This window comes from Candidatus Planktophila versatilis (assembly GCF_002288345.1).
GTDB classification, from domain to species: Bacteria; Actinomycetota; Actinomycetes; order Nanopelagicales; family Nanopelagicaceae; genus Planktophila; species Planktophila versatilis_A.
In genome coordinates, this window is sequence record NZ_CP016781.1 from 421,474 (window position 1) to 433,644 (window position 12,171).

Annotated in this window: 12 protein-coding genes; 7 read left to right on the plus strand and 5 right to left on the minus strand. The window is 50.1% G+C overall.

Annotation, left to right across the window (positions count from 1 at the left end; translation table 11 throughout):
* Positions 1-36: 36 nt before the first annotated feature.
* Positions 37-2,751 (minus strand): pyruvate, phosphate dikinase, encoded by a 2,715-nt coding sequence (ppdK, locus tag A1sIIB142_RS02175; protein WP_095693486.1) that lies wholly within the window; start codon positions 2,749-2,751, stop codon positions 37-39.
* A gap of 156 nt (positions 2,752-2,907) precedes the next feature.
* On the opposite strand from ppdK, the gene A1sIIB142_RS02180 reads away from it, so the two are divergent.
* Genes A1sIIB142_RS02180 through A1sIIB142_RS02190 form a run of 3 tightly spaced genes read left to right on the plus strand, consistent with a single transcriptional unit; the run spans position 2,908 to position 4,672 of the window.
* On the plus strand, positions 2,908-3,222 hold the full coding sequence (locus A1sIIB142_RS02180) for a hypothetical protein (RefSeq protein WP_125898847.1): 315 nt from the start codon (positions 2,908-2,910) through the stop codon (positions 3,220-3,222).
* A gap of 47 nt (positions 3,223-3,269) precedes the next feature.
* On the plus strand, positions 3,270-3,458 hold the full coding sequence (locus tag A1sIIB142_RS02185; protein ID WP_095674625.1) for a hypothetical protein: 189 nt from the start codon (positions 3,270-3,272) through the stop codon (positions 3,456-3,458).
* Positions 3,459-3,508: 50 nt separating this feature from the next.
* A complete protein-coding gene (locus A1sIIB142_RS02190; protein ID WP_095684550.1) occupies positions 3,509-4,672 on the plus strand; it encodes an MFS transporter in 1,164 nt (387 codons plus the stop codon).
* Here A1sIIB142_RS02190 and A1sIIB142_RS02195 read toward each other — a convergent pair.
* Complete coding sequence (locus tag A1sIIB142_RS02195; protein ID WP_095693487.1) at positions 4,669-5,565, minus strand: 2-hydroxyacid dehydrogenase; 897 nt, start codon at positions 5,563-5,565, stop codon at positions 4,669-4,671. The genes A1sIIB142_RS02190 and A1sIIB142_RS02195 overlap by 4 nt on opposite strands.
* Positions 5,566-5,658: 93 nt before the next feature.
* On the opposite strand from A1sIIB142_RS02195, the gene A1sIIB142_RS02200 reads away from it, so the two are divergent.
* Positions 5,659-7,656 carry an ATP-dependent DNA helicase gene (locus A1sIIB142_RS02200; protein WP_095693488.1) on the plus strand — a complete coding sequence of 666 codons (1,998 nt, stop codon included), beginning with the start codon at positions 5,659-5,661 and terminating at the stop codon, positions 7,654-7,656.
* Between the two features lies 1 nt (position 7,657).
* On the opposite strand, the gene A1sIIB142_RS02205 is transcribed toward A1sIIB142_RS02200, so the two are convergent.
* Positions 7,658-8,638, minus strand: a complete 981-nt coding sequence (locus tag A1sIIB142_RS02205) for a hypothetical protein (protein ID WP_095693489.1) — start codon at positions 8,636-8,638, stop codon at positions 7,658-7,660.
* Between the two features lie 24 nt (positions 8,639-8,662).
* Complete coding sequence (locus A1sIIB142_RS02210; protein WP_095693490.1) at positions 8,663-9,127, minus strand: hypothetical protein; 465 nt, start codon at positions 9,125-9,127, stop codon at positions 8,663-8,665.
* 107 nt (positions 9,128-9,234) lie between these two features.
* On the opposite strand from A1sIIB142_RS02210, the gene A1sIIB142_RS02215 reads away from it, so the two are divergent.
* From A1sIIB142_RS02215 to A1sIIB142_RS02225, 3 genes are read left to right on the plus strand one after another with little or no spacing between them, the layout of a single operon-like run.
* Complete coding sequence (locus tag A1sIIB142_RS02215) at positions 9,235-10,158, plus strand: heme/hemin ABC transporter substrate-binding protein (protein ID WP_095693491.1); 924 nt, start codon at positions 9,235-9,237, stop codon at positions 10,156-10,158.
* A complete protein-coding gene (locus A1sIIB142_RS02220) occupies positions 10,158-11,129 on the plus strand; it encodes a FecCD family ABC transporter permease (RefSeq protein ID WP_095693492.1) in 972 nt (323 codons plus the stop codon). The genes A1sIIB142_RS02215 and A1sIIB142_RS02220 overlap by 1 nt, the downstream gene beginning before the upstream one ends.
* A complete protein-coding gene (locus A1sIIB142_RS02225; protein WP_095693493.1) occupies positions 11,120-11,737 on the plus strand; it encodes an ABC transporter ATP-binding protein in 618 nt (205 codons plus the stop codon). Before A1sIIB142_RS02220 ends, A1sIIB142_RS02225 begins: the two co-directional genes overlap by 10 nt.
* Here the strand turns inward: A1sIIB142_RS02225 and A1sIIB142_RS02230 are convergent.
* A complete protein-coding gene (locus A1sIIB142_RS02230) occupies positions 11,696-12,163 on the minus strand; it encodes an NUDIX hydrolase (RefSeq protein WP_095674634.1) in 468 nt (155 codons plus the stop codon). The genes A1sIIB142_RS02225 and A1sIIB142_RS02230 overlap by 42 nt on opposite strands.
* Positions 12,164-12,171 lie beyond the last annotated feature (8 nt).

Below are 12,171 nucleotides of genomic sequence, written 5' to 3' on the forward strand. Positions count from 1 at the left end.
CCAGTTAAATGCGCCGTCATAAAGCCAGGTGAGCGACTAAGTACTAGAACTTGCTGGGCCTGCCATATTAGCCAGTACCACTGCTCGCCCTGACTCTAAGCGAGCAATTGGCACTCTAAAGGGGGAGCAGGAGACGTAATCAAGGTGCAGTGAGTGGAAGAAGTGAATACTGCGTGGATCTCCACCGTGTTCACCGCAGACACCAATTTTAAAATCTGAGGTGTGAGCACGTGCTTGCTCGGTTGCGATGCGCACCAGCAGCCCCACACCATCTTGATCCAGTGATTCAAATGGATTAAAGGGCACGAGCTCTAAATCTAGATAGCGCGGCAAGAAGCTTGATTCCACATCATCGCGGCTAAAGGCCCAGGTCATTTGGGTTAGATCATTTGTTCCAAATGAGAAGAAGTCGGCATGGTCTGCAATCTTGCCGGCAGTCATAGCAGCGCGAGGAGTCTCAATCATGCTACCGATTGGAATATCGAAGTGTTGTCCGGTGCCGGTAAGAGTATTGGCAATTTCTTCTTCCAGGGTCTTGCGCAAGTATAGCAGCTCTCGCTGGGTGGCAACAAGTGGAACCATGATCTCTGGCATTGGGTTATGGCCAAGCTTTCGAACTTCAAGACAGGCATGCACAAGGGCGCGAACCTGCATCTTAAATAGTTCGGGAATCAAAATTCCAAGGCGAACTCCACGAAGACCCAGCATTGGATTAGATTCATGCAGGCGTTTCACGGCGGCAAAGACTGCTTGTTGGCGCGGAGAAATTTCTTCTCCGAGTGCTTCTGCGCGCGCCATCTCGGCGCTGAGCTCTGCAATATTAGGCAAGAACTCATGCAGTGGTGGATCAAGCAGTCGGATTGTCACTGGAAGTCCAGACATCGCCATCATGATGCCGACGAAATCGCCGCGTTGTAGTGGTTCCATTTCGGCGATGATTCCACGTTGCGCTTCTTCATTTTCAGCCAAAATCAGGCTCTCAACATAGGCACGGCGTGGTCCTAAGAACATATGTTCTGTGCGACAGAGCCCCACACCTTCGGCGCCGAGAATGCGGGCGCGCACGGCATCTTCTGGGGTATCAGCATTAGTTCGAACCCGCAGCACACGTGAGGCATCTGCATGCTGCAAAATGCGGTCTACCGCCTTTACAACGGGTGTTGCCTGTGGCGAATTAGCATCAAGCTTGCCTTCTAGGTAGGCGGTAACGGGGGAGGCAATAGTAGGAAGTGCACCTAAGTAGACGATGCCACTTGTGCCATCGATAGAGATCACTTCACCTTCATAGACGGTGAGCGCACCGACGGTAAATAAGTTAGCGCGCTCATCAACTGAGATGCTCTCTGTTCCACAAATAGCTGTCTTACCCATTCCACGAGCCACTACAGCTGCGTGAGAAGTCTTGCCACCGCGACTGGTGAGAATTCCTTCAGAGGCAACCATTCCCACTAGATCATCAGGGCTGGTTTCACGTCTTACCAAAATTACCTTATGTCCGGCGCGTGCTAAATCAAATGCTCGTCTTGAGTCAAAGACAACTTCACCGACGGCGGCGCCTGCTGAAGCTGGGATACCGCGGGCAATTTCAGTTACCTGTCCGGCCAAATCGAATTGCGGGAACATGAGGTGACCTAGCTGCTCACCAGAGATTCTAGAGAGGGCTTCATCCATAGAAATCTTGCCTTCATCGACAAGTTGTAGGGCAACGCGAAATGCTGCTTCGGCGGTGCGCTTTCCTACGCGAGTCTGAAGGATCCAGAGTTTTCCGCGCTCTACTGTGAATTCGATATCGCATAGATCGCGATAGTGATTTTCTAGAAGTGACATCACTCGCTCTAGCTCTTGGAAAGCCTTTGGCTCGCGTTCATTCATCTCAACTAAGGTCATGGTGTTACGGATACCGGCAACCACATCTTCACCTTGGGCGCGATCTAGATAATCGCCATAGCTTCCATTTTCACCGGTGGCTGGGTTTCTAGTGAAGGCAACGCCTGTTCCAGAGTCATCACTGAGATTTCCAAATACCATTGATTGAATATTTACCGCAGTACCTAAATCAGATGGAATGCGCTCACGTTGGCGATAAATCTGGGCACGCTCTGAATTCCAAGAGTGGAAGACTGCTTCCACAGAGCTAATCAGATGCTGGCGTGGATCTGTTGGAAAATCCTTACCGGTCTGGGCTTCAATCTCTCTAATGAGAGCCTGTGATAGGGCTTTTAGGCCATCTACAGTTAATTCTTGAATGCTATTTACGGAATTTGCTTCAAGAATTCGAGCTTCAATTTTCTTGAAATCAGCCGGCGGAATGTCGCAGACGATGCGGCCGAACATATCGATGAAGCGGCGGTAGGAATCCCAGGCAAATTTGGCATCACCAGTTTGCTTTGCAAGTGATTCGGCAACTTCTGGAGTCATGCCGACATTGAGAACAGTCTCCATCATGCCTGGCATGGAAAACTTTGCACCAGAGCGAACAGAAACTAAGAGTGGATTCTTCGGATCGCCAAATTTCTTATCAAGCATCTTCTCGAGTTCGCGCAGTGCGCTTTCGATTTCACCAGTGAGGGAAGATGGAATGACGCCAGATGCCAGAAATTCTCGACAAGCTTGGGTGGTGATGGTAAATCCCGGTGGTACCGGAAGACCCATCCGTGTCATCTCGGATAAATTGGCACCTTTGCCACCGAGGAGATCGGCCATAGAGCGATCTCCGAAGGTGAACGGATAAACCAGCGGCGTTGCAGGCATGGAGGGATGATACATGCTTTTCAAAACGGGGGACCCAACGCCCTGACATGCCAGAAGCAGCCTGCTGTTGTAGAGTCGGAGCAGAATTTGCTAGCAGGGGAGAATGCGATGGAGGGGTTGGTCAGCTGTCTCTTGAGCGCCGATGCCTTGAGTGAAATGCGGCGGAAGGTTCATCACACCCGTAAAACTGCCTCGCTACCCACAAGTGAGGTAGTCACGGCCGAGATAATTTCTCACGATGTGAGAGTCATTGCCGAGTTTCTTGCCGAAGAGTTTGAAGACGATGTCGTGGAGCTCTTTCGTTCCAGAGTGGCCCCTGATCCGTGGCCGGAGATTACGAGTTGGGATTACCCGGGGCCTTGGGTAAATGCCCACTCAGAAACTCTGGTGCGCATCCTGGATTCAGAAGCGTCAATCAATATATTTTCTAAGAGCGGTTCCTTTTCCCTTCGGATTTCGGCACTGGATTAGGGATAAGTCACCTACCTTTACCTTCGATTTTCGATTATCATTTTGCCATGGCGAAAAAAGTTATCTCTAGACATCGTGCGGCAGCTAAATTCGGTTGGCTGGGAGCCCTGATTGCTCTTGGTTTCACTCTCTTCTGGCCCAGCATCTATCCAACAACAATCATTGTAAACAGTGCCCTTGGATATGTAATTGCCTTCATCATTAACTACTTCTTTCGCATGGCAAAAGGCAAATAAAACTCTCCTAATTTCTTCTTATTAGTGGTGCGCCCTGCTACTTTGGCTCCATGAAAAATACCTTGAAGCAGGGCCTGCCGATATTTGCAATCTCATCGAATATGAGAGCCGGCCTCATTCTCATTGGCCCGCTACTTCCAATTCTTAAAGAAGAGTACGGAATCAGCGTCTTTACTGAATCAATTCTGGCTGCAACACCACTGCTCTGCTTCTCACTTTCCGCAATTTTAATGCGCAGTATTAGCCGTCTAGGAAATACCAATCGTGTTATTTCCTACGCCATCACACTGCTTACGCTCTCACTCTTCTTACGTACTACCTTTGATATTGCATCCATCTTGATTTTCTCCATCACACTCGGTATTTCGGTGGCTGTGCTTAACTACATGTTGCCGGTCTGGGTAAAGGAGAATGGCACCTCAAATGCGGGGCTACTGACCGGAATCTATGCCTCTGTCATGGGTTCTTGTGCCGCGATTTCACTTGCCATCACCGCTCCACTTGCAGAAGCATCTTCCTACACCTGGCGCCTGGCCATGCTTCCTTGGTTCATCATTGGCGCCCTCACCGCGCTGTGGTGGTGGATCAAGATTCCTAGCTCTTCGGTATCTGATGTTGTTGAAAGCAAGGAAAGTTTCTGGGCAAATCCACTATTTAAGAGCAGCTCTGCTTGGTCGATCACCATCTTGTTCGGTCTGCTGAACATGATTCACTACGCATCAGCGACCTGGTTACCAACCATCTTGATAACTAAAGGCTTCACCTTGGTCAACGCGGGAATTCTGGTTGCGGTAGCAACGTTGGTGGGATCTCTGCTTAGCTTGGCCGTTCCGCACTTTGCGGCAAAGCGGAAAGATTTCCGCATGGTGTTAATTGTCTTCTCAATCTTCCTGGCGATTTCCTACTTTGCTATCTCAGTTGATACCGGCATGAGCCTCTGGGTCTGGGTCATCCTGGGAAATATTGGGGTTTATGTAACATTCTCAATCGCTTTATTCTTGGTTGTCTTCCGCGCAGCAGATGCTGCAAAGACCAAGTCACTTTCCATCATGATGCAATCAGTTGGCTATGTGATGGCGACCGTTTCGCCAATCATTCTTGGCAGACTCTTTGACATCACCGGCAATTGGGATCGCGCGCTCTACTTCATCATCGGACTTGCAGCGCTACAGGTATTTGTTGCCATTAAGGCCGGATCTAACGAGAAGGTTTAACTCGCAGCGATAATCTGATTAAGCAAGGGTTTATTTTCAGATAGCAGCTGTAGCTGCTGCGACACCATTGTGCGTGCTCGCGGTTGGAAGGCTCCACTATCTCCGCCCACATGGGGGGAGATGATGACGTTTGGTGCCGACCAGAGCGGATGACCGGCCGGTAGTGGTTCTGGATCGGTCACATCTAAACCAGCGGTAATGCGCCCGGTGTGAAGTTCGGCAACGAGAGCGTCGGTGTCGACGATGGCACCACGAGCGACGTTAACCAAGGTGGCGCCATCTTTCATCTTCTTTATACGTTCTGCGTTCATAAAGTTCTTTGATTCAGGAGTGAGTGGCAGAATTAAAATAATGACATCGAGCTTTGGAAGATAGGCATCAAATTCTGCAATTTTTATTGAGCCATCGCTACCACTTCGCGTGAAGGCGGTGACTTTAGTTTCAAACATCTCTAACAGGGATCCGATTCGCTTGCCGATATGGCCATAGCCAATGATTCCAACGTGTGAGTCAGCAAGTGCTGGCTTTGTTGTGCGCTTCCAGATGCCCTGCTTCTGGTTATCCATAAACTCGGCAAATCCGCGGCGGCAAGCAATCGCTAGACCAATTGCCAGTTCTGAGGTGGAGACATCGTGGATTCCGGTTCCATTACTCAGGCTTACTCCTTGCGGAATATGGGGCAAAATATCTTCATATCCCGCTTGGTTGTAGTGCACAACCTTAAGGTTTTTCATCTTCGGAATAATTTCAATGGTCTTAAGACCGCCCATATAGCTGGGAACGTAGAATTCAATCTCATCAAATTGCGATGCAGACGGAACAAATCCATCAGTTTCTAGGTGTGTCATGCCGGCGGGAAGAGTGAGATCACTCCATTGAGTCCAGATCTTCATTACTTTATTGATCCCATCTTCTCATTGCGCCGAATTATAACCATTTATGACTATGAGCATGATGACAAATCCACGGGCAGATAGAGTGCGACCATGAGCGATTTATCTGCGCAGGTGCGAAAAGCACTCGATGCGGCAGTAGCAGCTATTGGCGGATCAACGCGCGAAGGCCAGATTGAGATGGCCGAAGCAGTTGCGAACGCGCTCACTGATAGACACCACCTCATGGTCCAGGCGGGTACTGGCACAGGCAAATCTCTTGCCTACATTGTTCCCGCACTGGTTCATGGTCGAAAAGTGTTGGTAGCGACAGCAACTCTTGCTTTGCAGAGACAGTTGGTAGAACGTGATTTACCAGCAGTTGTGCCAGCGCTGGAAAAAGTGCTGGGGCGCGAGATTACTTATGGAATTTATAAAGGTGTAGGCAACTATGTCTGTCTGCAGAAGATGAACGCCGATGACACCGATCCAGATGGTGAGTTAGTTCTGGAATCTTCTTATCTAGAAAAAGATGCCAAGCGCTTGATTGCTTGGGCTAAGACGCCGGGAGTTTCGGGAGACCGAGATGATGCACCGGATGTAGATCGCAGAGTATGGGCGGCTAACTCTTTATCAGGGCGTGAATGCGTGGGCGCTGATGTCTGTGCCTGGGGCGCGCAATGTTTTGCCGCGAAGGCAAAAGCGAAAGCGCAAGAGGCTGATGTTGTTGTCACCAACCACACCTTGCTGGCCATCGAAATAGTTGATTCGCATCCGATTTTGCCGGAGCGCGATGCCGTGATTTTGGATGAAGCTCACGAGTTTATGGATCGCACCACACAAGCGGTAACCGAAGAGCTCACATCAGGGCGGGTGCAGAGAGCTGCTGCCATGGCTCGCAAATACTCACCTGGCAAGCCAAGTGAGGCGCTGACGAAGGCAGCCGATAGTTTTCATGATGCGATGGCTGATTACGGTGAAAGCGTGAAGAGTGATTTTGCAGCGCAAGGTCGCCTGGAAGATATTCCAAGTATGTTAGAAGCACCGATTCGAAAGTTAAAAGAGAGTTCAACGGCATTTGTGCAGATACTGAGCGCCGATGATGAAATCATCGATCCTGATAGCAATGCCGAGCGCGCTCGAGTAAAGGGTGCGGTGCAAGAGATTGCAACGACTGCCGGCAAGTTACTTAAAATGGGCGATGAGCATGTGCTCTGGTATGAGCCAACATTTTCCACCTTGCATTTGGCACCACTTTCGGTCTCACACGTCTTGCGCAGCAATTTGCTCACTAAGACGCCAGTGATTGCCACCTCTGCCACGTTAACTGTGGGCAATAACTTTGATGCGATGGCGCGCAGTATTGGTTTCGTTGTGGGAACAGATGCTGATGCTGAAAGTGATAGTGAAGATATCGACCCAGCAAATGTGCAGATGCTCGATGTCGGATCTCCCTTTGATTTTGCTAATCAGGGAGTTCTCTATCTGCCAAAACATTTACCAGAGCCAGGTCGCGATGGTCCGAGCAAAGAGGTACTGGATGAACTCGGGGAACTGATTGACGCTGCAGGCGGTCGCACCCTTGCTCTCTTTAGTTCCTGGCGCGGGGTGGAGGCAGCAGATGCCCACCTGCGTGAAGTATTAGTTGATTTACCGATTTCGATTATCACGCAAAAACGTGGTGATGCGGTGGGGCCTCTGGTAGAGCGTTTTGCAAAAGATGAAACTTCTATCTTGCTCGGCACGATGTCGCTATGGCAGGGCGTGGATGTGCCAGGAAATTCCTGCATTTTAGTTGCCATCGATCGCATTCCATTTCCGCGTCCCGATGAACCGGTCATGTCTGCCCGATCATCGCTAGCTGATGCATCAGGTGGCAGTGGATTTATGCAGGTATCAGTACCGCGCGCCGCGCTGTTATTGGCGCAAGGAACAGGTCGTTTGATTCGCAGCATTGAAGACCGAGGCGTTGTGGCAATCCTTGATTCAAGAATTGTCACAAAGCGCTATGGCAGCGTGCTGCTTAACTCGATGCCACCGCTGTGGCGAACAAGTGATGGGGCAGTGGTGCGCGAATCACTTCGCAGACTTGCCTCAAGTGTGGATGAGTAAGTTACTTAATCGCAATCTTTACTGAGCCATTGCTCATCTGCCACATTCCAGCTTTGGCTTCTGCGTGATAATCGAGAACACATGTTCCTGGCTTACTTGCCTTAAGAACGTTGGCCTTGATTGAGCAAGATTTAGAGGAGGTCATATACATAACTACTTCACCAAAGTTCGATAACTTCGGAAGTGATTTACTCGAACCGACTTTCAGTGATTTTGGCAGTGTGCCAATCTTCTGGGCTCCCGGTGTCAGGATGAATGGGAAGTTACCTGTTGCCGCCGCTGTGGTTGCATTCCCGGCTGTTGCATAGCCAAGTGCGCATTGCCCAGCGCCTTTGAGGGCGGTCAATGTTCCATCGGCATAGGAGCATTCAGGTGTGAGAGATGTGAAGGTAATTGGAAGCCCTGATTTAGCAGTTGCCACAATCTTGGCAACTGCGCGGTAAGCCAAGTTACTTGGCATATTGCGAACTAGGGCTGTTCCATTCAGGGTGACAGTGATTTCATCAGCGGGAAGTGTCGGCGCTGGGGCACCGGCTCTAAAAGTAATGGGCAAGAACTTATCTTCTGAAGTATCAGTACCAGCTGTTCGATCTAAACGGAAGAAGAGTCCACATTGGGTAGTTGTGCAATCGACTGTGACGCCCTTACCGGTAATGGATCCAGAAATTTTGACCTTAATCGCACCCGTTGAAATGCTTGAGCCTGGCTCTCCGGTTCCGGTTACCCATAGTTGATTTACGTCATCACACGTTACCGGGCGAGCAGCACCTACTGGTGCGATGCATTGTTGAATATACATTCCAGCTTTTGTTGGAAACTTAGTGAAACCGCCATTGATTGTGTCTCCGGCTGGATTGAGATTTGTCAGGGGCGCACTTGCGAAGGCAAAGGTCTCTGCCTGGGCTGGTGTTGATATGCCGATGGGGGCAACTAAAGCGATGACGGTAAGTGCGATGAAAGCCTTCTTATGTGCGGTAAACATGTTTCTCCTAGTTTCGTAGCTGATTTACTTCTTAAAGGTGACGGGAATGAATAGATCGTGGGTGCGATCGCCTTCATGCAGGTGATCTGATCTGACTGTGATGGCGCATTTAACTTGGGTGCAGTCGTGCTTACCAATTTTCTTTGTTACTCGAACTTTCTCAACAAAACGTCCACCAGGTGCGAATGCGATTGCTAACCCAGTGGCATAGGAAGGTGCGTTAGATGAGATCCAATAAGAAGCATCGCCAATACCCTCTTTATTGACTCCTCCACCACATGGTGTGGGAGGCTGACCTTTCTTAGGCAGCAGGCAATAAGCGAGATAAATTCCTACAGTTTCATCAAATCCTTGTCCTGATACTGCTATCTCTTGTCCACTCTTCACCTTCGTAGCAGATGCGCTAAATTTTTGACCATCTGCGCCAACGACAGTGGTGGCAGCTATAGCAGGTGCCGGTAGCGCAGCAGCAATGACGACTACCGTCATAACTACCCACTTCCTACGCATGCTGGCAAGAATAGAGAAGGTGGTGCCTAGCTTTATCCGACAACTATGCCGGAACTTGTCGGCAAAAAATTTGAGAGGATTCATTCATGCGTAAAGAGCGAAGTGTGATCACCTTAGGTGTTCTCACAATCACATCTGCTGCGCTCTTACTTACCGGTTGCAGCAAGGTGCAATCAACGGCAATTGAGATTTCATCGGCGCAAGTGACCACCATTGAAAGTAGTGAAAGTCCGCTAGCGCAGAAAGTTGTGGCACTTGCCAATGGCGCCGGAGAAATAATCTCTGCCATGGGATTTAAATCAATACTGATTGGCCGCGATATTGCTAGTACTGATGCAGACCTGAGAAAGGTGCCGGTAGTGACATCCGGACACCAAGTGATTGCGGAGAAGATAATCGCCCTCACACCAGATCTGGTCATTATTGATAAATCCACCGGCCCGCAAAGCGCGCTCGATGCCTTAGCAGTGGCCGGAATTCGGGTAGTGAAAACGCCAGAGGCATGGACGCTAAGTGATCTGCCGGCGAAGGTTGGCGCCATAGCCGATGCCATCGGGGCGCCGGCAAGTGGGAGTGCCTTGAGCGCGGCAATGAATTCTTCCTTGAGCACACTCGGTACTGCAGAGCGAAAGAGTCGAGTTGTCTTTCTCTATCTTCGCGGTGGCAGCTCCATCTATTTAATTGGTGGAAAAGGATCAGGTGCTGATTCGTTAATCACAGCAATCGGGGCGCAAGATGTTGGGGCGGCAACGCTTGCTAATCCATTTAACGCTATGACAAGTGAGCTCATTGCTTCACTGAATCCTGATGTCATTCTGGTGATGAGCAAGGGGCTGCAATCAGTCGGTGGCCTCAAGGGATTGGTAGAACTTCCCGGAATCGCACAGACTGATGCCGGCAAGAATAAGCGAGTGATTGCCGTCGATGATTCACTGCTGCTCTCTTTTGGTCCGCGCACCCCTGATTTATTAAGTAAGTTAAGTGCGGCAATGGCAAAGGCGATGAAGTGATGAAAAAGATTGCGCCACTGATTCTTTTACTTCCCATCATCTCTATCGTTGCGCTATCACTCGGTGCGACCGAGGTCAGTGAACTTTTTCGATATATCTTTAATCCATTTCTTAATCCGGAGAGCGCATCACACCAAATTATTTGGCAGATTCGCGCACCGCGTGTGGGAGCAGCGATTCTGATCGGCGCAGCACTGGGTGTGGCTGGCTGCCTTGCTCAGAGTTCTACCAATAACCCCTTGGCAGATCCAGCAATTCTTGGAACCTCAGCCGGTGCATCTCTCGGAGTTCTACTTGGGGTACTGACCAACTTAGTCAGCATTGGCTCAGCCGGCGCCGTTGTCTGCGCAGCAATTGGTGCGATGGCGGCAACCTTGCTGACATTTTCACTCGCTCGCTCTGCCCTGCAGTTGATTACTATCGGCATTGGCGTCTCGGCAATTCTGAGTGCAATTGTGGGGCTCACACTTTCAGCGGTGAGCAGACCAGATGCGCGTTCTATCTCTTTCTGGTCATTTGGTTCACTCTCACTGGTGAGTAGCAAGACGCTTTATGTTGTGGCCCCAGTGCTCGTCATCGCTGCTGTGATTGCCTGGAAGATCGCGCCAACCCTTGATCTACTTTCGTTAGGTGATGCATCGGTCAGACACATCGGACATAACGCACAGCGCATTCGCTTATCCGCATTTGCCATCTTGGCAGTTCTTATTGCAGTGACTGTCTCCAGCGTTGGCTCCATTGCATTCCTAGCTCTGGCTGCCCCTCACATAGCGCGCTACTTATGTGGCCCACGCAACCGGGTGCTGGTTATTTATTCAGGACTGATTGGCGCACTTCTACTCCTCATTGCAGATACCGCAGCACGTTCTGCGATTCCACCCTTTGAACTTCCGATCGGCCTTTTGACATCACTGATTGGTGCACCGATTTTGATACTCACTCTTAAAAAAAGTGGTGACATATGGCGCTAATTACGATTGAGAAAGTCTCCATTATTCGCGGTGGAAAGAGCATCCTTACCGATTTCAGCGCCAGGATTGAACCGGGAAAGATCACGGCAGTTATCGGGCCCAATGGCAGCGGGAAGAGCTCATTGCTCGGCGCTTTGGCCGGCGACCTACCTATTACTTCTGGGATGATCACTATTGCTGGTCGCGATCTAAAAGAGATTTCAGCTGTAGAACAATCACAGCTGCGCAGTGTTGTCTTGCAAAATAGAAATTACTGGCTTTCCTACACCACCCGGGAACTGATCGAAATGGGCCAAGGACCAGCCGAACTTGCGCGCGTGGACGCTGTGATGAAGAGCCTTGATATGACCAGATATGAAAACCAGAGCGTTACTACTTTATCTGGGGGAGAAGCGCAGCGAGTTGAGATTGCGCGGGCGTTGATACGAGATACGCCCATCAATTTATTAGATGAACCCTTATCGGCGCAGGATGTGCAGAGTAAAGCGCGGATTATTGCGCTCTTGCAAGAGTTGCGAGATCAGGGGCGAACAGTTTTGGTGATTGCCCATATTGATAAGAGCTCTTTATCCTGGTGTGATCAGATCATCGATACATTGGCGCAATAGCGGCCAACTCTTAGCAAAGCTGGGATGTAATGGCAGGCGTGTAACATCATCAAATTTCACCCAGCGCACTTCAAATGATTCATCGTTGAGTTCGTGGCCCTCAAGTGATTGATTTGCGCGGGCAATCACTGTTGAGTAACTCCAGCCCTGGTGATCATCGGTAAAGGTGTGAAGCGGCTCTAGATCACCGGGGTTGATGCCAGTTTCTTCTACCGCTTCCCGAATCGCACCTTCCATGACACTTTCATGCGAATCTCGCGCACCACCTGGAATTCCCCAGGTGTCACCGTTATGCACCCATGGTGCGCGATGCTGCAAGAAGATAGCGCCGTCACGAATAATGAGTAGCCCTGCTGCGCCGTGGACGCCCCAATGTTTAGAGCCACATACGCATTGGATCCATCCATCTCCATCGCGGGCAGCCATGGTCCTAC